Origin of the sequence: Planctellipticum variicoloris, assembly GCF_030622045.1 — a bacterium.
Classification (GTDB): Bacteria; Planctomycetota; Planctomycetia; order Planctomycetales; family Planctomycetaceae; genus Planctellipticum; species Planctellipticum variicoloris.
Genome location: NZ_CP130886.1, coordinates 2,938,350 through 2,958,387 on the forward strand (window position 1 = coordinate 2,938,350; position 20,038 = coordinate 2,958,387).

Below are 20,038 nucleotides of genomic sequence, written 5' to 3' on the forward strand. Positions count from 1 at the left end.
GTCAATTGTTGGCGGTCCCGGTTGATCCGGCTTTTGTTCCTGGAAGGACGGGGAGGGCCTGGCGGCGCTGGGCTGTCAGCGACTTGCCTAAGTGGTCGTCGATCCACGCGAGCAGGTCGCGATGCCGCACGGCGTTCAGGGCTTCGCAGATCTTTTCCTCGCTGATCCGCACGACCGACGCGGCCATCCCCAGAATCAGTTTCGTAAAGCCGCCGCGGCTGTGCTGGCCCTGCAAACGCTTGCCCTTGCCGATCAGCGATTCCAGCACTTCGCTGCTGGCCGGCAGACTCTGTCCGGGGAGCACGCCGCTCGACTGCTCGCTCACGAACTCCACCAGCCGCGCCGCCGCACGCTCACCGGCAGGCGTTCGGGCCACCGTCTCCAGTTGCCGGCGCAGCGTCTCGCCGGCGGCGGCGTGGTAGCCCGCCACGCGCAGGAACTCCAGCATGTGGTCCTTGACCGCCTGCAAGTCGTTCCAGTCCACGAGCGCCTCCCGGAAGTCGCGGATCCAGCCGAACTTCTCCTCGAGCCGCGTCAGGTCGAGACCCGCGGGACGTTCGGCCGCGGGCGTGTCGATCAGCCGCAGCATGCGGGCGCCCCAGCCGATCAGCGGCCCCAAGTTCAAGTAACGCCCTTTGACTTTCTGCGTGGGGGGAGCAAGGTGTCCGAGTTCCGTCTGCTTCACCCGTGGCTGCGTCTGCCCGCAGTGTTTGACGAACGCGATCCACCGCGGATCGGCGAGCAGTTCGTGCTTGAGCACGATCGCCGTCTTGTGGGCGATGTCGTGCAGCACCTGCGTCGTCGGGTGCTGTTCGCGGAAACGCTGAGCGCCGCCGAGAAGATCCGAACCCTCGTCGCTGAGGATGGCGGCCGGCACGCCGACCAGCCCGGCCGCAGCCGCGAGCTGCCGCTGGACGATCTCGCCGCTGGATTTTTCGACCGGCTGCAGCGCCAGCAGCGTCAGATCCTGGTGCGTCAGCGGCGCCGTCAGCGCTTTCCACGCCGACAATCGCAGCCCCGCGATGACCAGACACTTCCGCGACCCCAGTTGCAGCGTGTGGTCGACGAGGAACACCCAGTCGGCGGCGAATTCCTTGGGCCGCCGCAACTCGTGCAGTCCCAGCCGCAGCAGCCACGCTTCCGCAGTATTGGCCGCAGGAGCCCCCCGGAACTGGGGCAGGCTGTCCCGCAGCAGTTCGACCACCGCCCGGCAGCCGCGAAAGCTGACCGCTCCGGCCAGACAGAACTGCAACGTCAGGCCGATGGCCGCTGCCGAATACGCATGATGGGCCGGTCGGACGGCGTCCGGGAGGGGGCCAGGGGCTGCGTCGGCGACCCGGTCAGCGCCCGGATTTTAAGGCGGCGATCTCACGTTCCAGGTCCGCCGCGCGGCGTTCGGCCGCGGCGGCCCGCGTGCGCCACATCGCGCGGCTCTTCTCGACGGCGCGGGTCTGGTTCTGCAGGAGCTTGCAGGTTCGCTTCCACTGGCCGGACTTCGCCTTCCACCGATTGCGACTCCGCTCGAAGAACCGCACCAACTTGCCCGCCGGCGACGAATACCGGGCGACGGCTGTTTCGCTGGTTTCGCAGGTCATGACGTTCCTCCTTGAACAAAAAGCCCAGTGGAACAAAAACGCGACGATTCGCCGAGGCCAATTGCCCCTGAAAACGACGGATTTCGCGCAGCCCAGGCTCCGCCTGGGAACCGCCAGCCTTCGAGGCTCTGCCTCGCTCGGAGCGACATGCCGCGAGCGAGCCCGAGGGCGCAGAGCGTTCAAGGGCGACATTCCCAAGCAGGAACCCGGGGACGAGATTGCAGTTACCTCCGCCACGCCCATTGGCGGATTCAGCGAGTGCCACCAGAACTGTCAGAGCCTTCGCCCTGCTCCCGCTTCTGACGTTTCTGAAGGGCCTCTTCCAGCCCTTCGATGCGTCGTTCGAGGAACTGCTGCTCCTCGCACTGACGCTGGTTTTCGCGTCTGAGCTGGTGGAGCTCGTTCTCCACTTTCGCCTCTCTCATCTGACGGGGCATGCCGCAATTCCCACCGCCGGCAACGAACGGAGCAAAACTTGCAACAAGCAGCAGAGAGATCCGGCGCGACCGCATGGAACAGACTCCGGCCCACGAGAGGGGTTCAGCGGAGCTGATGTTAGCGGTTTAGCGCAAACGGCTAAAGAGGTCCTCGGGCGCCCGCCCTTCGCCGACGCAGAGCATGCACCCTCACTACCGCGCCCCCCTTAACACCGCCCGCTGGTTCAGATGATCCAGAATCACCCCCGCCAGCGGGCGCCGCGTGTCGACCTGCACCCGCTCGATCTTGTTCCGCTGGCAGATCTCGTCGAGCTGCGCGACGTACCGGCCGAACGATTTCAGATACGCCGCCCGGATCTCCTGCGGGCTCGTCAGGTACTCTTCAACCGCCTCCAGCCCCTGAAACTTCACCATCCCGTCGAACTCGAAGGCGATTTCGTCGTGGTGCAGAATGTGGAACAGGACCACTTCGTGGCGCTGGTAGCGCAGCCGCTGAACCGCCTCTTCCAACCCCGGCAGATCGCCGAAGAAGTCGCTGCAGATCATCACGATCTCCCGCCGGCCCATCCGCCCCCCCAGATCCTGCAGCGATTCCGTCAGCCGGGTCTTTTCGACAGGTTTGATGTCGTCCAGGTGCTCGATCATCCGGATCACCTGGGCCGGCGTATTGCCCGGCGGCACCCAGCCCCGCACCCGGTCGTCGAACGTCCCCAGCGAGACCTTGTCGTTCTGCTGCACGATGGCATAGGCCAGCGTTGCCGCAAGCTGGGCGGCGTACTGCAGCTTCTGCTCGGCCGCCTCGCCGTAGCGCATCGAGGCGCTCACATCCAGCAGCAGGTGGCAGACGAAGTTCGTCTCCAGCTCGTACTGCTTGATAAACAGCCGGTCCCGTTTGTAATACAGCCGCCAGTCGACGTGCCGCGGATCGTCCCCCGCGACATATTCGCGATGCCCGGCGAATTCCACCGCAAACCCGCTCAAGGGGGACTTGTGCGCCCCCGCCAGGTTGCCGTAAACGAGGTCCCGCGGCTCGATCGGCCGATGGGCCATCTGCTCCAGCACCTGCGGATTGATGTAGCGGGAGAGGATCGACATGCAGGGGCAAAGCTCCAAACACCAATTAACCAATTAACCAATATCAAATTACAAAGATCAGCCTCTTGCAGTCGCCAGCCGATCGCTCCCAGGTTTCGCGGCCGGCTTGGTGTAGGCACGGTCGGCGGGAGTGTGTTCCATCAGCATGGCAATCAGTTTCTCGCCATTGACGCCGGCCGCCTGAGCGGCGTAGTTGGGGGCGATGCGGTGCCGGAGGGCCCCCGCCGCGACCGACTGCACGTCGCCGACCGAGGCGTGATAGCGTCCGTAGAGGACAGCCCTCGCCTTGGCCGCCGAAACGAGCGTCAACACGCCGCGCGGTCCCGCTCCCCAGCTCACCCACTTGTTGACGAAGTCGGGAGCTTCCTCGCTTCCCGGACGCGAAGCCCGCACGAGAGCCCAGGCGTAGCCCAGGACCTGGTCGCTGACCGGGACGCGCGTGACGAGCTGCTGGAATTCGAGGATTTCCGCCGCGCCGATCACCGGCAGGACCGTCCCCTGCTGGCCGGAGGTGACCCGCCGGGCGACTTCCCATTCCTCTTCGCCGGACGGATAGTCGAGGCGGATGTGGAGCAGGAAGCGGTCGAGCTGGGCTTCGGGGAGCGGGTACGTCCCTTCCTGTTCGAGCGGGTTCTGCGTCGCCAGCACGAAGAACGGATTGGGGAGTCTGTGGACGGTCCCCCCCGCGCTGATCTGCCGCTCCTGCATCGCCTCGAGCATCGAAGCCTGCGTCTTGGGAGGCGTCCGGTTGATTTCGTCGGCAAGGATCAGGTTCGCGAACAGCGGCCCCCGGAGGAACCGATATTCGCGGGCTCCGGTCTCGGGATTCTCCTGGATCACGTCGGCCCCGGTGACGTCGCTGGGCATCAGGTCGGGGGTGAACTGGATCCGCTTGAAACTCAGATCCATCGCCTCGGCCAGCGAGCTGACCAGCAGCGTCTTCGCCAGGCCCGGCACCCCTTCGAGCAGCGCATGCCCGCGGGCGAAGATGGCGATCAGCACCTGCTCGATGACGTCGTGCTGTCCGACGATCACCTTCGCCAGTTCATCGCGCAAACGGTTATAAGCCTGCTCGCAGCGCTGAACGGAGGCAACGTCGTCGGGGGGAATTTCGGTCATGACGATCTCTCAAGAACCTGAGGTTCAATATTTAAAAAGTAGGAGTGAACCACGAATTCCCACGAATCGGCACGAATGAATCGCAGAAACCACCGAAGCCATTGTGAAGGCAAGTCGACCTCTTTCTGAGACCGATTTCGTCGAATGGCTTCTCAAAATCGCACTGGTGACTGAAGACCACCTGTGCCACCCGATGAAATCCGGATTCGTGCTCATTCGTGTGCTTCGTGGTTCACTCTTCTCCAAACTCTGACTAATCCACGCTCTGAAAATACTTCCGCAATCGTTCTTCATAGGCCCGCGGAGCCCGCTGGTTCACTCCGCCGCGGAGGCTCTTCTGCAGTTCCGGCGGCAGCTTGGCGAACCAGGGTTCCTCGCGGAGGGCGCGACTCGTGGCGTCCGAGTCTCCCTGTCGCGCGCCGCTCCGGTCGTCTCGCAGGTCGGTCCCTTCCGGCATCTTCGCCAGCGGGCTGTCCGTCTGCGGTTGCGTCTGCGCCGGCGAGCCGGGCTGCGACTTGCTGAGGGCCGAGCTGTTCGTGCTGGCCGTCTGGTTCCCCTGTTGCGGCTGGCCCGGCTGACTCGGCGGAGGATTCTGCGTCGAGCTGGGATTGCCGGCATGCTCGGCGGCACCGGCCGCGGAAGCCATGGCCTGCTGCAGGGCTTCGAGCGCCTCCGGACCGAGAATCTGCTGGGCGGTGACTTCCGCCGACTTTGGAACCACGCCGGTCCCCATCGATGGCGAGCCCGGCTGCTGTCCTGCCTGAGGGCCTCCGGCGGACGCCTGGCTGGAGGGATCCGGCTGGCCGCCAGGCTGGCCCGGTTCTGAGGGGGACTGTCCAGGCTGACCCGGATCGGCCGCGCTGGCGGTTCCTTCGGCAGGCGACTGCGCCGTTCCCTCGCCTTGCCCCGGCATCGATTGCCCCTTTCCGGGCTGGTCACCGGGCGACTTACCCAAAGAGGGCAGTTTCGACGCCAGTTCCAGGGCTTCTCGAAGCGGCGGATTGAGAATCTCGTTCTGACCGGAGAGTTCGGCGGCGCCCTGTCCGGTGGCATTCAGGGCTTCGGCGAAGCGTTCCATCGCCTGGGCGACGGCGTCCTGGGGCGGCGGACTTTCTCCCTGCTGCGCCGCCTGAGCCAGCTCCGCCGCCGACTGCGCCAGCTTCTCGGCGGCGGACTGCTGAGCCTCGACTTGCTCGGCAATCGCCCGCGCCATCGCCTGGTCGCGCTGAGACTGCTGCTCGCCGGCGGCCAGATTCGCCACGGCCCGTTCGAGCTGGCGCTCGGCCTGGTCGGCTGCCGCCTGCATCCGCTCGGCCGAGGTCTCGGGGGCCGCCCCCGTCTTCGAGGCCTGGGCGGCCGCCTGCAACGCCTCACCCGCCCCCATGTCCAGCCGGCCGGCTTCACGCGACAGCTCGGCCGCCCCCTGCGCCTGGGCGTTCATCCGGGCGGCCTGCGCCTGCTGCAGTCCGGCGATCGCGTTCGAAAGCTGCTCCTCGGCGGCGGCCAGTTGTCGTCCGGCCTCCTGCTGAGCCGGCTTCGCTTCGGCGTTCTCGCCCGCGGCCAGTTGGGCGGCGGCCCCTTCCGCCGCCTCGGCAGCCCCCTGCAGAATCTCCGCCGCAGTCGGGGCGGCCTTGTCGACCAACTCGGCCGCTTCACGGGCCAGGCTGGCGGCGCCCTGTTGAGCTGCGGAATCGGGAGGCCCTTTCGGTCCGGACTGCTCCGCCTGCCGAGCCGCCTCGCGCGCCCGTTCGGCGGCTCGGGCCAGCGCCCCCTCCGCCTGCTCCCGATGTTCGGACGCCGCAGTGGTGTCGCCGTCGAGCAGATTCCGCGCGGCCTCGGCGGCCGCCTGGCCAGCTTCCCGAACTGCCTCTGCGAGCTCCGTGTCCGATGATCCCTGTTCGGCCGCACTTTGCAGGGCGTCCGCAACGGCCTGTTGACGCGCGGCAGCCGCCAGCGGCGTCGACGTATTCCCCGTCTCGGCCGCGGCGGCCATCTCCGAGGCCTGTTCCTGAGCCGCCATAGCCTCAGTCAATGTCGCCGCGAGCTCCAGCGCCTCTGCGGCGGCCACGTTTCCCGCTGCCTTGAATTGCTCCCGGCGCGCGGCGGCGGTCTTGCCGCGAGCAGCCTCCAACTGACCGAGCCGGGCGCGTTCCGAGGTCGCCTGTTCGGCCGCCAGCCCCTCCGCCTTCTCGCGGGACTCCGCGAGCGTCTGGCCTTGCTCTCCCAAGTCCGCCGCCAGTTCCTCGGCCGCTTTGGCGATGTCGGCCCGGAGTTGTTTCGCCGCCTGGGAGAACTCGTTGGCCGCGGTCATTGTGGGCTCGCGGGCCATCTCCAGCGATTGTGATTGATCTTCGGCGGCGGTCGCCTTGGCCGCTTCGGCAAGCGTCTGCCCGGCCTGATCGGCCGCCGCCTTGCCCTTTTCAATCGCTGCGGCCGCCTCAGGCGACATCTCCGCAATCGCTTCGGCCAGTCGGCCGGCCACCTCGCCCACGTCCTGCTGTCGGGCCGCCAGCTCGCCAGCGGCGTCTGCCGAGGGCTCTTTCACAGCGGCGGAAGTCTCGGCCGCGAGCTGACGTTCCTGGGCCGCGGCCCGTTCCAGGACCTCGGCCGCGCGGGCCATTTCGCCGATTTCCACAGCCGCCGCGGTATTCTTCGCGGTTCGCAGATCGGCTTCGACGGCGGCGAGCGCCCGGTCGACGAGATCTTCGGCACTGGCCAGCGCCGCGGCGCTGGCCGGGTCGGCCGGCTTGTCGCCATCGGTCTGCAGCTCGTTTCGGGCGGCTTCCGCCGCTTCGCGGGCGGCTTCAATGCGATCCGTCAAACGGGGACCGATCTCCGCCTTGGACGCCTCAGCAAGCCGGTCGAGCGCGGCCTGTGCGCGGGGAACGGCCTGCGCGGAGTCGGCCTTCGCAGTCTCAGCGGCTGCTGATTGTTGTTCCGCGGCGCCAGCCAGCTTGTCGCGCGTCTGCTCCAGAGCGGCGACCTGCTTCCGCCAGTCGGCCGCGGAATGTTCGCTTTCCGGCGTCCGCTGGCCGGCGGCGAGCAGACTCTCCAGCTCCGTCAGGTGTCCGAGGACTTCGGACTGCTCTGTCACTGCAGCTTCGGCCTCCCCGTCGAAAAGTCGTGCAGTCGCCTCATAGGCTTCCTGGGCAGCACGCTCGGCGTGAGCCGACGCCTTGTCGGCGCGTTCGGACAACTGGCTTTCCAGCCGGGCGAGATCCTTCTGCAGTTTGGCCTGCTTTTCCACCAGCTCGTCGGAAGGCTTCTCACCTTCCAGCCCGCGAGTCTCCTGGCGCAATTGCTGCTGACGCTCGGCGAGATCTCGCACGGCCTCCAGCAACGCATCGTGCCGGGCATCGATCAGCCCCTGCGTCCGGTCGATGATCCGCAACAGATCCCGCAAGCCCTTGAGGACGTTCTCCTGCTGCAGCACGGCGTCGGAAAGCTTGACCTCACCCAGGCGAGCGATGGCCTGATCCAGGTGCCGCCCGGTCTCGGCGGCCTTGAGAATTCGCAACCCGTCCTCGGCGCCGGTCGCCACCGGTCCGCCCCACGTCTGCACTTCCGACAGCGTTTCCACCAACACCCGGAACAGCTCGCGGACGTCGCGCTGGTCTTCCACCGCCTTGAGCGCCAGCGTCTCCTGGCGGGCCTGGCCTTCAGCGGGAATGCCGCGGGTCACATCCTGTAGAGCAGTCTGCATCTGCACTAGTCGCTGCACCTGTTCGGAAAGTTCGGCAGTCTTCAGCCGGCGGAGCAGCATCTGTCGTTCCGCGGACAGACGGAGCACAATCGTCCGGATCATCTTGCGCGCGTCGACGAACGACTGCTCTCGCTGCTCGGCGGGCTGATCCTGCGCTGCGGCAAGGACGTCCACAACCTGGATCATCTCCGTGTCGATGATGGCGCCGATATTCTCCCGCATCAGCCGGATGTCACGGTAGACCTGCATTTCGGTCAAATCGTTTTCTTCGAGCTGACGCAACTGCAGATCGAGCACGCCCACCATCAGCTCGCGGGCCATGACCCGCGCCCGCTGCTGATCCTCCTGCTTCTTCCGCAGACTGGCCGGTTCCAGCGACTGCGCCCGGACCGGGCCAGCGGGCCACGCGATCCCGAACGCGAGAGTCAGAACACAGAGTTTCGTCAGAAGTAACGACTTCACTGGTCGCCTCCAATTCCAAGTTCGCGGCGAATAATGGCGTCGAGCTGCCGGGCCGACTGCTGATCAGCCTCAATCAGACTGGCAAGGATGCCATTTCGATCGGTGATCATCAGGACGAGAGGTTCGCTGAGTCCCACCTGCGGCTCCAGATCGCCCCGCCAGTCCCGCGCGGCGATCGTGATTCGAACCTCATCCCCTTTCTGCAAAGCATAAGGAGTTAGGTCGATCGGAAAGTCCTCCCGTAGCGTCAACTGCGGAGCCGGGGTCGTCGGCAAGGTTTTCAGGGAGAGTTCGTGCCGCCCGGTCGTTCCATCTTCGCGTTTCACATCGATCGCCGCCTTCAAAGACGTCAGCCCGAAGTCGTCCGTGGCGCCGCAGCTCACCCGCGGCTTTCCCGATGGCAAAACGACTTTGCTGAGGACCGCCGCCGCAACGCGCGGCAGGCGGTCGGCTTTCAGACGGATCTGCCCCGTCAGCGGGGCCGGCATCTGCAGGCCGTCGGCATCCTCGACCTGCAGACTGTAGCGCAGCGTCGCCTGCAGGCTGTCGAACGGAGTCCCGGCCGGCAGCGACCAGCAGCGTTTGCCGTCGACGACGCACGGCGTCAGCGGAAACTCGGCGTCGTCGATCCTGCAGGTCGCCAGTTTCAGGTCTTTGTTCTCGCTGCGCGCCGTCAACCCCACGCGGGACCCTGCCAGCAAAGTCAGATTGCGCGTCCCGGCTCCGACGTCGGCCGGAGGCAGATTGCGCCCCTGGGCGTAGGACGGCGGCGCGACCGTCCATTCCAGTACAACGACCGGGAGCGGCCGGACGGAGATCTCCACGGGATCGGTCTCGGCATCGCCGGCCCGGACGATGAATTGAACGGCTTCCGTCAGTTGCGTCAGTTCCCCCTGCCAGGACTGATGCCCGTCGTCAGTCGTTCGTTGGGCCTCCGATCGCGTCAGAGTCAGGTCCCCCGCCGCATGCCCCGTGGAGCGACGCAGAACGACGTCCGCCCTGGCGGCAGATTTTCCGGCCGTCTGAATCGCAATTCGCAACGGCTGCCCCGCCACGACAGTCACAGCCCGATCGCCCCGTCCGAGCGGGGAAATGGTCTGGCCGTTGATCTCCAGCGCCGTGATCTGAGTCTCGGTCGGATAGCGGGCGTCACCCAGCAGAAACCGTTGCCAGAAGACGAGGGCATACGCGGGCGCCGGCAGAACCACCAGCGCCGCCAGCAGCACGACTCCGAGCAAGTTCAAGACGCGCCGGGGCAGGGGCGCCCAGCGAAACCCCTCAAGAACGTCCAGCCCCTTCGCATACTCGGCAACCGACTCCACAACAGCCGCCGACAGTCGCGGCGAACCGCCGCCGCAGGATCCGCCCGCGAACTGCAGTGCGGCCACCAGGTCGGAATCGACCCGATGCCGGTTCTCGACCCACAGCGCCGCATCGGTGATGGTCTCCTCCATCGCAATCAGCGGCCACGACCACTTGCGAACGACGCTCCACAGCCCGGCCAGCCAGGCCGCCAGCAGCCCGACGCGCGCCAGCCAGGGCAGGCGCAGCGACCAGTCGAGCAGGTAGGCGGCGCCGAGAAGCAGCACCGCTCCGGTCAGACCGCTGGCCAGCGCGCACCCCCAGCGGACCACGGCACGTCGCCGCAGCAGCCTGAAGAGCTCCGCTCGCAATCCTGCCACCGGATTCATGCCAGATTCACCCACTTCCTCCACAGCCACTCGGTCAGCATCAGCCCCATCACAATCGCAAACGTCAGCCATGTGCTCCAGATCGGAATCACCTGCACCTGGGTTTCCTCGATTCGCGGCGGCTGAAAGTCGTTAAGAAACTGACCGAGATCCTTCAATTCATAAGCCTTGCCGCCCGTCTCGACAGCCAGACTCCGCTGCAACGCCGAATTCCGTAGCGGATTTCGCCGCTCCGCCGAAACCGTCGCCACTCGAAATCGGACGCTGCTGGTCTCCTCGCCAATCGGGTCGGTCACGCGGATCTCATATTCGCCGCCGGTGGCGACCGGCAGTCGCGTCTCAAACACTCCCGGCGTGAGCTGTCGCACCGCCACGGTCTGAAGGCGCCCTCCGGTCTCGTCCGGTTCAGGGCGGATCAGCTCCGCCTCCAGCCGCCGATCGGGCAGAGCCGCCTCGACCAGGGGCTGGAAGTCCCGGTCGTAGGCCTCCACCGTCAGCAGAACCTGCTCGCCCGCCCGATATTCCATCCGATCGGTGCGAACCACGAATCGCTTCTGCGTACCGATCGCATGGCTGAGGCCCAGTCGGTGGATGAGCTGCCCCCAGAACTGCCGATAGTATTCTTCCCCGCGCAGCCGTCGCAGCCGCCACAGCTCGTTGAACGCGATGTAGACTACTTCGCCGCGTCCATACTTGCGAATCGCGATCAGCGGCTGTGGCGTCTTACCGTCGGCGCAAAACTCCGTCGGATGCTCCAGCAAGACCGTCGTGGATCGGGAATCGACACGCGCCACCGGCTGATACCACGGCAGCTTGCCCAAGTTCTTCCAGCCATCCAGCACAGCGGCCCCCTGGCCGAGTCGCATGAAGTCGTACTGGCCGGCGAGGGGCGTCACGCGCGGTAGAAACTCCTGCTCGTCCCGCAGACGGGCCTCCGGATCGACGACGACCGGCAGCATCTCCGCCAGGGGCGTTTCCGCCAGTTCTACCGGACCAAATCGCGGTCCGGCCAGTACGACCAGGCCGCCGCCGAACTGACTGACAAACTCCCGCGTCATCTCGCAAAACCGAGTCGACAGGCTCGACGCCGGCATATCCCCCAGAAACAACACATCGGTCTCGAAAAACTGACTCCGCGGCAGCGTCAGCCCCGGCAGAAACAGTTCATTCGATTCGCGCACAGCGGGGTCCGCCGACCGCAGGAACGTCCGAAAGCCGCGCGTTCCGACCAGCCGATCGCGATGGAAGACCTCCTTGATGAACCGCCATTCCCAGGTCGGTTCGTACTCGACATACAGCAACCGCAGAAAGTCATCGATGATCCGCACGTCCCGCGTCGCGCGATTGTTCTGCGTGACCGGCTCGTCGTCGACCGGATCGACTTCAGCCGTCAACACAAACGCGCCGGCCTGCTCTGGAGTAAAGGGAAACTCCAGCGTCTGCGCGTCGAGCGCCATCGTGACCGTCTGCTCGCCCACGGGGATGCGCTCCGGGGCGTTCCCCGTGGGACTCATCCCCGCCGCCTCTGCAAACACGCGAACCGTGACGGCCAGGTGTTCCAGCTCGCGCTTGCGGACGGTGACGAGAATTGTGGAGGACTCCGCCTTCTTCATCGTCGGCGGCGCCAGCAGATCACAGCTCAAATCGACTGCCGACAGCGGACCGACTCCCACCGGGAACACCGGCACCCCGATCTGTTTCGCCGCGGGAAGCGCCGGCGTTCCCGCGTTCTGGTCGAAGTCGCTGACCACCAGCACGCCCGCCAGATGGCTCGAACCGTGCCGACGCGAAAGGTCTGCAAACCCATCCCCCAGGGCCGACACATCGGCCGTCGTCGTCCAGCGTTTCAGCCAATCGCCCGGACCGTCCGCTGAAATTTCGTCGAGGTCGGGCGCAGTCAGGGTCTGCACGCCGTCCCCGTCGGCAAACTCGAAGACCTCCAGGCGAAACTTGTCATTGAGCGACTTGAGCCAGGCCGAATTCTCATTCTCCAGGAACGTCCGCACGGCTTCCGCGCGCGTCGGACCGGCGGCCGTCTCACTCCCCGATGCCGGTAGCGACATGCTGTCGGTCCCGTCCATCAGCAGCCATAACACCGGCTTCGGAGTCCGCACCAGCGTCACCTCCAGCGACGGATCGGTGAGGATCAAGACCAGCAGACAGAGCAGGGCGCCGCGCAATGCCGCCAGTACCCAGCGCGAGCCCGCAGTCTTCAACGCCTGCCAGCGTCCGTAGAACACAAACGAAAGGGCCCCCGCCGCCAGACAGGCCAGAACCACAAGGGCCGGGTTCTGGTGCGCCCACGGCGCCCCGAACGAAGGTCGCACGCTCCCGATTTCGGAGACATCCGCATAACCCAGCAACCGGGCCACGAGCGAGGAGACGTTCATGCCGACGCCTCCTTCCGCCACGACCAGAGCGCCAGGAGCCCCATTTCCGCGAGCAGCGTCGCCAGCACGACGGCCGCCAAGGTCTTCCACAATCCCTGCCCGCGCCGGGCGCCGCCGTCCGTGCTCAGCGACTCGTCGCCAGCGAGGACTCGCACGTCGTCCGACCCGAGCCGCTCCGTCAGTTCCGACGTCGACAGGCTCGTCAGGTCCGATTCGCCCGGCGGCCCCTGCAGCGCCAGCAGCAGATCGTCCGCGGCCGTCACAGCCTCCTGGCTGTCATCCAGTGACCGGGTCTCCACAGTATAGACGCCGGCCAGGGTGGTGTGTCGCAGCGTCACTCCGCTCCGCGTGGCCCCCAGGGCCTCCACCGACAACGACTCCATCGCTCCGTCAGGGCGCAGCACGAGCTGTCGCACATTCGGAAGCGACTCGCGGGGCAGGGCGATCCGCTGTCCGGTGGGAAAATTCCGCTGTGGCAGCGTACTCCGCAGCGTCCGGAGCAGCGTCCGATGGAACACATACATCGCCCCCGATTGCCGCAGCAGATTCCAGTTCGATGTCACGCCGCTGGTAAACATCATGACGAGTCCGCGCCCCATGCGACGTTCGACGACGAAGGGCGCGTCCTGCCCGCTGAAATTCGCCAGCACCCGCGGCGCCAGCGCCACCGCCTGATCGCGCGGCGATCCGCTCGCTGCGATCTGCGGAAGCTTCCAGCGCCACCAGTCCGGTTCCGGCTTCGCCGAAGACGCCGGCTGGCTGCCCTCCTGATTCAGACCCCGCTCGATTCGATCGGCCTCTCTCTTCAGCAGCCCCTCGATCGTGTCGGCGCTGACATCCAGCCGCACCGCCTTGAAGAACGGCGTCCCCTCAAACAGCGACGCCAGCAGCTTGGGGTCTTCCTGTTCAATCAAAAAGTCTTCGCTGTGAAGACTGCCGAAGTCGACGAAGAACGGGCGCAGTTCTCCCCCCGACTCTTCCGGCAGAACTCCCAGAGCTTCCGGCAGCAGCGGAGCAGGCAGAATGCCGGCCCCATCCCGCCACGCCTGCTCCTGCCAGGCCCGAGGATTGAAGTTCCCCCCCGCCAGGAGTACCAGCGGCCCCCCCTGCAATACGTACTCCCGCAACACCGCAACCATCTCGCCAGGCTCTTCCACCCCAGCGACAACCACCAGCCGGGCGTCTTCCAGCAGATCGGCCGTCACCTGTTCGGGGCGGACGTGTCGCACGTGCGCCAGTCGCCGCTGACCTCGTTCCGCGCTGGTCCGCGGCGTCAGCAGGTGCCGCAGCGCCGAGGTCTCCCCGATCCGATCGAGCGTCGGGTTCTCGTCGTCGCCGAATTGATCCACGAACACGATCGGCAGTTCCGCAACGACCGGGACCATCAGCGCGAGACGATCGTCGCTGAGAAGCTGATTTCCCGTCGCCGACGGACACTCCAGCTCCAGCTCAACCGGCACAAACGACGGCCGGGACGCGTCGGCAAGTTGCCGAAACTGATGCAGAAACTCCAGCTCCCGCTCCTGACCCGCCGTCAGTTCGATCGCCTGGCTAGCGACCTCTTCGCCATCCACCTTCAACCGGACCTGCACGAGCAACGGTTCCGTCGCCGGCCCGGCAGCGGTCAGTCGCGCTAGAAACCGCGCGGGAGCTTCCTGACTCGATACCCCGTCCTCCAGTTCGAACTGGCTGACCCATACATTCCCGGCCGCAGCGTCGCGCGTCGCCGCAATCTGTAACCCCGGAAACTGCCGCACCAGCTCTTTCAGCGAACCGTCGTCCCAGGCGCCGGCCTGCAGATCTGTCACCAGCACCGCGCGCTTGGTGGGCAGGTCGCGAACCTGCTCCGCCGCCTGTTGCGCCAGCTCCAGAGCCGGCCGCAACGGACCGGCGAGATCGGTCAGCGCCAGCCGCTCCAGCGCCCGTCGGGCGTCCTCTGGAGTCCGGTAGCCGTCCAGCGGAAACTCTTCCGCCCCCCCGGCCACCGGCAGGACCGTGATCCGGCTGCCCGCAGGCAATGCGCCGATGAAATCGTCGACCCGCGCGCGGGCATGCTCGAATTCACTCTCGCCAAGCACCTGCGCTCCCATGCTCCGCGAGTTGTCGACGACCAGAATTGCATGCACCGGCTGCCGGGCGCTCGCCGCCTGGCTCCCCGTCGAAGTCCAGTCGGTCAGCGCATTGCGTCCGGTGGTGAACACCGCGGCAGCCAGCAGCAGCGCGATCAACCCCAATCCGGCGGCAGTCCCTCCCCGCGAAACGGCCGCCCCCGCGATCGCCAGAATCATCCCCCCCAGCGCCAGCAGGAACCCCGCCGTCGCGAGCCCCCCGTCAGATCCCAGCCAGAACGGCCGGGCCAGCGCGAGGCCGAAACAGAGCACCGCCAGAATTCTCAGAACCAGCAGCAGCAAGTCCCGGAACTGCAGCACGCGCCGTTGCTGCTGGATGGCTTCGCGCAGGAAATCCATCGCCGCCCAGGGAACCGTCCGGAAGCGCCGGCGGTTGAGCAGATGGATCACGACCGGGCCGGCGGCCGCCGCCAGCCCCGCAATCGCAAACCAGCCTGCGTCAAACTGCAACATGAACACTCGGCCAAACGAAAGGGCGGGCAGCGGATGGCCGGCGGCAGAAGGCCGCACTCAGCGATTTCGATCATACCATTCAGCGGGGGGACCTGGCCCCTCCGACCTGTTCGCGCAGGCTCTCGATTTTGCCTTCCTGCAGAATAGGCAGGTAACGGTTCGGAATCGCCAGCAGAAAGCAGCCGACCGACGTCCCGTACAACTGGCCCGGCTTCCCGTGAACCCAGCGCGTATCCCGCCAGCACCCGTCGTCGTTCGGCGAATCGGGCCGGCGGACTTGCGCCTGCACGAGCTGGTCCCGCAGGATCGGATAATCCTTCCGCCAGTGCTCGCCCCCCACCTGATAAATCGCCTGTCCGACGTAGTACAGCGTGTAAGCGTCGAAAGGGACTTCGCCGTTGCCCCGCACCTGCTTCAGCTTGCTCACTTCCTTGGTGATCGCATCCATGTTCTTGGGAATCCGCCAGTCGTCGTACTGTCCGAACTCCTGCAGGCAGACCACCCCCGCGGCCGCCATCGCCACCGTGTCCCGATGACCGTCATACGTAAACTGCCCCGGCCCCTCGCGGGCCGCCAGATCGTCCCCCTTGGCGTTGTTGAGCGGCTTGTAGTAGCCCCGCACGCTCCCGATCGACAGCCGAACCACATCGCCCCGGACTTCGAACCCGGTATCGACGGCGCTCCGCAGCGCCTTGGCCTGCATCACCACCAGGCTCAGATCGTGTCCGCGCGGCTGCCGGCGGGCGCGATAATCCCACCCGCCGTCCTCGCATTGCGTGTTGGCGATCAGCTTGAGCGCCCGGTCGAGCGCCCGCCCGATCTGCGGATCCCCGGTCATCCCGTAGGCCTGCCCCAGCACAAACGCCGCCAGGCCGTGGTTGTACATGTCGCGCTGGGCGTCCGCGATATTCAGCAGCCCCGAAGGCCGCGCGTTCTTGACCACAAACTGCAGGGCCCGGTCGACTTCGTCGCCGTACTTGCCGCGGCCCGGCATGTGCCCGGCCGACAGAAACGCCAGCGCCCCGAGCCCCACCAGCCCCAGATCGTTCGATTCCCAGTTCCCCTGCGGCCCCTGCGTCCGGGCCAGCCAGGCCAGCCCCCGCTCCAGCGCCTGCTCGCTCTCCGGAGTGATCTCCCAGTCCGCGTCGACGACCGGCCCTTGGGCCGCGCATTGCGAGACTCCCGCTGGCCCGCACAGCGCCACGAACAACGCCGGCCCCAGCAGCCACCCCCGCACCGCGAGCCGGTATCGAACAGACAAGATCGGAATTCCTTTTCGTAAGACGGTCCGCTGCAGGAATTTCAGACCAGAACGAAATCACCGGCATCGATTCTGAAACAGTGCATATCAAGTCTTGTCCCCTCTCCCGCTGTCTTCAGTGGGAAAGGGCCAGGGTGAGGGTCTTCGAAGATGTCGGAGTGTCGTCCACGGAGAAAAGTCGGCGAGCCTCACAATCCTGGCCGCCGATTGAAAGCCCGAACCCGCGCGAGAGCAGGGTGAAATTGTACCGTTTGCGTCGAGCAGATGCCCCATCCGGGACAACAGGGAACCCGCACGAATCGCCAGTCCTGACGAACAGGCGGCGAGAGCCGCACTGTGGATTGATGGTTTGGCGACGGAGGTTACGGAGGAACTGCCCGCTCCGACTCGTCGTCCTGCACAAAGTCGTCATCTGGTCATGCTGGTCGATTTCTGCCGAATTCCAGCACCGGCATTCCCGGATCGATCCGGCTTCTCAGATCAACGTCCGGGAAGTAGCCTGTCACTGGGCTCAATTCCCCGTCATTCACTCCGCCGGAATCCCCATCATGCGCTGGCAAGGTCGACGACAGAGCGACAATATCGATGACCGCCGTTCCGCTGGCCCGGCCCGTGTCGGCCTTCGCGGCGGTCTGGTGGTCGTGGTGATCGCCGCGATCGCCGTCTTCCTCGGCGCGGACCCGCGCGATGTCCTGCGGATCATGCAGAACCTGCCGGCCCCACAGCCGCAGGTCCAGGTCGACGGCGACGGCCGCAATGCCGCACCGCAGCCCGACGACGAACTGGCGGAATTTGTCTCCGTCGTCCTCGCCGACACCGAAGAAGTCTGGACCGAGCAGTTCGCCCGTGCCGGCAAAACCTACCGCAAACCCAAGCTGGTCCTGTTCCGGGACCAGGTCCGCTCGGCCTGCGGCTTCGCCAGCGCGGCCTCCGGCCCGTTTTATTGCCCGGCCGACCAGCAGGTCTACATCGACCTGGCCTTCTACCAGGACATGAAAGACAAGCTCGGCGCGCCCGGCGACTTCGCCCAGGCCTACGTCATCGCCCACGAAGTCGGCCACCACGTGCAAAACCTGCTCGGCGTCAGCGAAGACGTCCACGCCCGCCAGCAACGCGTCGACAAAGTCGAAGCCAACGAACTCTCCGTCCGCCTGGAGCTCCAGGCCGACTTCCTCGCCGGAGTCTGGGCCCACCACGCCGAGCAGAAGTGGCAGATCCTCGAACAGGGGGATATTGAAGAGGCCCTCAACGCCGCCACGGCGATCGGCGACGACCGCCTCCAGCAGCAGTCCCGCGGCACTGTCGTCCCCGAGTCCTTCACGCACGGCACGTCACAACAGCGCGTTCGCTGGTTCACCCGCGGCCTGAAAACCGGCGACATGAACGCCGGCGATACCTTCTCGGTCCGGTACTCGGATCTATAGAACAGCGTCACCGAATCGCCGAAATCAACTGGGTGGCTGGGGTCGAGTCTTCGAGCCCCCAGTTTCTCGCCAATTCACTGGGAGCGGCCCAAAGTAGCCGACCCTAGCCACCGAAAAGGATCTCGGCGGCGCTACATGATGAAGCCGACCGCACGACTTCACTCTCTGGTCGTTTTTCCGGGAATTTTTCTCCAGTCCCGCGCGTCTTCAGTGCAGAGACCATTCGCGTCACGCGTCCCGGCCGGCTCAGGTCGCGGACCGCTCCCACTTCGCCAACGTCCATTCAAGGCGATTTCATGCGCTCACCCTGCGCCTTCCTCATCGTTGCGCTGGCCCTCGCTGGCTGCGCAGAATCGTCCGTGAAACACTCCGGCGGCGAAGCAGCCAGTCTGGCGCCCGCCGCAGCCCCGACCAGCCTACCTGCCGCCAGCGCGGAGAATCTGCTCCAGACCAGCTCATTCGCCCTCGACGGCGAATCCGCCGATTTCAGTTCCGAAGTCTACGATCGAATCGACGAAGGCCGCTTTCAACTCACCTCCGCGACGCCACTCTCAACGTTCTCCATCGACGTCGACACCGCCTCCTACGCCAACGTCCGCCGGTTCCTGCAGCAGGGCCACTGGCCGCCGCCCGGGTCGGTGCGCATCGAAGAATTGATCAACTATTTTCCGTATCACGACGCCCCGCCCGCCGGAGCCGGCCCGTTCGCGGTTCATGCAGAAGTCGCCGCCTGCCCCTGGCAGCCGCAGCATCGACTCGTCCGCTTCGCCATCAAGGGGAAAGAACTGCATCGCCACGAGCGCCCCGTCAGCAACCTGGTCTTCCTCCTCGACGTCTCCGGCTCCATGCAGGACGCCAACAAACTCCCCCTCGTGAAGCAGGCGCTGGAGCTGATGGTCCGCGAGCTGGGCGAGAACGATCGCGTCGCCATCGCCGTCTACGCCGGAAGCACCGGACTGGTCCTCCCCTCGACCACCGCCGACCGCACGACCGAAATCCTCGCCGCCCTCGACCGGCTGCAGGCCGGCGGCTCGACCAATGGCGGAGCCGGAATCCAGCTCGCCTACCAGGTCGCCACCGAGAACTTTATCCCCAAGGGCACCAACCGCGTGATTCTCTGCACCGACGGCGACTTCAACGTCGGCATCAGCGACCGCGGTCAGCTCGTGCAGCTTATCGAGCAGCAGGCCCGCTCGGGAGTCTTTCTCAGCGTCCTGGGCTTCGGCCGCGGCAATCTCAAAGACGCCACGATGGAACAGCTCGCCGACAAAGGAAACGGCAACTACGGCTACATCGACTCGCTCCAGGAAGCCCGCAAGCTCCTCGTCGAACAGATGTCGGGCACCCTGGTCACCATCGCCAAAGACGTCAAGCTGCAGGTCGAGTTCAACCCGCAGACCGTCGCCGCCTACCGGCTCATCGGCTACGAGAACCGGACGCTCGCCACGAAGGACTTCCGCGATGACCGCAAAGACGCCGGCGACATCGGCGCTGGCCACACCGTGACGGCTCTCTACGAAGTCGTCACCGCCGGCACAGATCTCTCGGGAATCGCTGGCCTGGAAACCACCCCGGAGGCCGCATCCGAGAACGTCGATCCGGTCACCGCCTCCGACGAACTGCTGACATTGCGTCTGCGTTACAAGGAGCCGGACGGCGAAACGAGCCAGGAGATCGTCGCCGGCCTGCACGACGTCGACCGCCAGTTCGCCGCCGCCTCCGACGACTACCGCTTCGCCGCCGCCGTCGCCACCTTCGGCATGCTCCTCCGACAATCCCGCTTCGCCGGCGACGCCACGTTTGCCGACGTGCAGGAATGGGCCAGGAACGCCCTGGGCGAAGACGCCAACGGTTACCGCGCGGAATTCCTGCGACTGGTCCGGCAAGCAGAGAATCTGCAGCCGGCACAGACCGCGATTCCGGACTGACAAACGACCCCGGCGTTCCAATTCATCCGGCCAGCCCGGCTACAGGCCGGGCAGCTTCGCCGCAAGAGGCCGCACTTGAACTCTCAGCCGCTCGTGGATCGCGGATCGCCGGAGCAACCGACTGCACCTCATGTCCGTCTCTCGACTCCTCCGACCTTCCGCCTCTGAACGTACGACGGACGTCCTCGTCCGTCGACCTCTTCACCTGCGAAAACGACGGACGAGGACGTCCATCGTACGGGGCTGTTTCGCTCCGGTCCTCTCTGCGATCTCCTCCGGCCTCTGCGTCTCCGCGAGAAATCTTCCGCATTTTTTTAATTTCCCCGAAAACTGCTCTTGCGTGACAGACGA

The 20,038-nt window shown here is 66.0% G+C and carries 12 protein-coding genes; 2 read left to right on the top strand and 10 right to left on the bottom strand.

The features are described 5' to 3' along the window. Position 1 precedes the first annotated feature (1 nt). The 10 genes from SH412_RS11435 to SH412_RS11480 all read right to left on the bottom strand — a co-directional run bounded on the left by SH412_RS11435 (position 2) and on the right by SH412_RS11480 (position 16,335). Positions 2–1,252 (bottom strand): hypothetical protein, encoded by a 1,251-nt coding sequence (locus SH412_RS11435; RefSeq protein ID WP_336518718.1) that lies wholly within the window; start codon positions 1,250–1,252, stop codon positions 2–4. Between the two features lie 88 nt (positions 1,253–1,340). Next, positions 1,341–1,595: a hypothetical protein gene (locus SH412_RS11440; protein WP_336518717.1), complete on the bottom strand. Its 255-nt coding sequence runs from the start codon at positions 1,593–1,595 to the stop codon at positions 1,341–1,343. A gap of 251 nt (positions 1,596–1,846) precedes the next feature. Further along, positions 1,847–2,032: a hypothetical protein gene (locus tag SH412_RS11445; RefSeq protein WP_336523646.1), complete on the bottom strand. Its 186-nt coding sequence runs from the start codon at positions 2,030–2,032 to the stop codon at positions 1,847–1,849. A gap of 192 nt (positions 2,033–2,224) precedes the next feature. Then, a complete protein-coding gene (locus tag SH412_RS11450) occupies positions 2,225–3,127 on the bottom strand; it encodes a DUF58 domain-containing protein (protein ID WP_336523647.1) in 903 nt (300 codons plus the stop codon). Positions 3,128–3,184: 57 nt separating this feature from the next. Beyond that, positions 3,185–4,246, bottom strand: a complete 1,062-nt coding sequence (locus tag SH412_RS11455) for an AAA family ATPase (protein ID WP_336523648.1) — start codon at positions 4,244–4,246, stop codon at positions 3,185–3,187. Positions 4,247–4,499: 253 nt separating this feature from the next. Beyond that, positions 4,500–8,411: a hypothetical protein gene (locus SH412_RS11460; RefSeq protein WP_336523649.1), complete on the bottom strand. Its 3,912-nt coding sequence runs from the start codon at positions 8,409–8,411 to the stop codon at positions 4,500–4,502. Continuing rightward, positions 8,408–10,102, bottom strand: coding sequence for a hypothetical protein (locus tag SH412_RS11465; RefSeq protein ID WP_336523650.1), 1,695 nt, complete (start codon positions 10,100–10,102; stop codon positions 8,408–8,410). The genes SH412_RS11460 and SH412_RS11465 overlap by 4 nt, the downstream gene beginning before the upstream one ends. Continuing rightward, entirely contained in the window at positions 10,099–12,492 is a 2,394-nt protein-coding gene (locus SH412_RS11470; protein ID WP_336523651.1) for a hypothetical protein, read from the bottom strand. The genes SH412_RS11465 and SH412_RS11470 overlap by 4 nt, the downstream gene beginning before the upstream one ends. Further along, positions 12,489–15,074: a BatA domain-containing protein gene (locus SH412_RS11475; RefSeq protein ID WP_336523652.1), complete on the bottom strand. Its 2,586-nt coding sequence runs from the start codon at positions 15,072–15,074 to the stop codon at positions 12,489–12,491. The genes SH412_RS11470 and SH412_RS11475 overlap by 4 nt, the downstream gene beginning before the upstream one ends. A gap of 79 nt (positions 15,075–15,153) precedes the next feature. Further along, entirely contained in the window at positions 15,154–16,335 is a 1,182-nt protein-coding gene (locus SH412_RS11480) for a prenyltransferase/squalene oxidase repeat-containing protein (RefSeq protein ID WP_336523653.1), read from the bottom strand. 548 nt (positions 16,336–16,883) lie between these two features. Between SH412_RS11480 and ypfJ the strand changes: the two genes are divergently transcribed. Both ypfJ and SH412_RS11490 read left to right on the top strand, forming a co-directional pair. Further along, positions 16,884–17,759 (top strand): KPN_02809 family neutral zinc metallopeptidase, encoded by an 876-nt coding sequence (ypfJ, locus tag SH412_RS11485; RefSeq protein WP_336523654.1) that lies wholly within the window; start codon positions 16,884–16,886, stop codon positions 17,757–17,759. A gap of 359 nt (positions 17,760–18,118) precedes the next feature. Continuing rightward, on the top strand, positions 18,119–19,687 hold the full coding sequence (locus tag SH412_RS11490; RefSeq protein ID WP_336523655.1) for a vWA domain-containing protein: 1,569 nt from the start codon (positions 18,119–18,121) through the stop codon (positions 19,685–19,687). Positions 19,688–20,038 lie beyond the last annotated feature (351 nt).

Coding starts and splice junctions, on each gene's coding strand:
- SH412_RS11475 (WP_336523652.1), bottom strand. CDS start 15,074: ATGTTGCAGTTTGACGCAGGCTGGTTTGCGATTGCGGGGCTGGCGGCG.
- SH412_RS11450 (WP_336523647.1), bottom strand. CDS start 3,127: ATGTCGATCCTCTCCCGCTACATCAATCCGCAGGTGCTGGAGCAGATG.
- ypfJ (WP_336523654.1), top strand. CDS start 16,884: ATGCGCTGGCAAGGTCGACGACAGAGCGACAATATCGATGACCGCCGT.
- SH412_RS11445 (WP_336523646.1), bottom strand. CDS start 2,032: ATGCCCCGTCAGATGAGAGAGGCGAAAGTGGAGAACGAGCTCCACCAG.
- SH412_RS11455 (WP_336523648.1), bottom strand. CDS start 4,246: ATGACCGAAATTCCCCCCGACGACGTTGCCTCCGTTCAGCGCTGCGAG.
- SH412_RS11440 (WP_336518717.1), bottom strand. CDS start 1,595: ATGACCTGCGAAACCAGCGAAACAGCCGTCGCCCGGTATTCGTCGCCG.
- SH412_RS11470 (WP_336523651.1), bottom strand. CDS start 12,492: ATGAACGTCTCCTCGCTCGTGGCCCGGTTGCTGGGTTATGCGGATGTC.
- SH412_RS11465 (WP_336523650.1), bottom strand. CDS start 10,102: ATGAATCCGGTGGCAGGATTGCGAGCGGAGCTCTTCAGGCTGCTGCGG.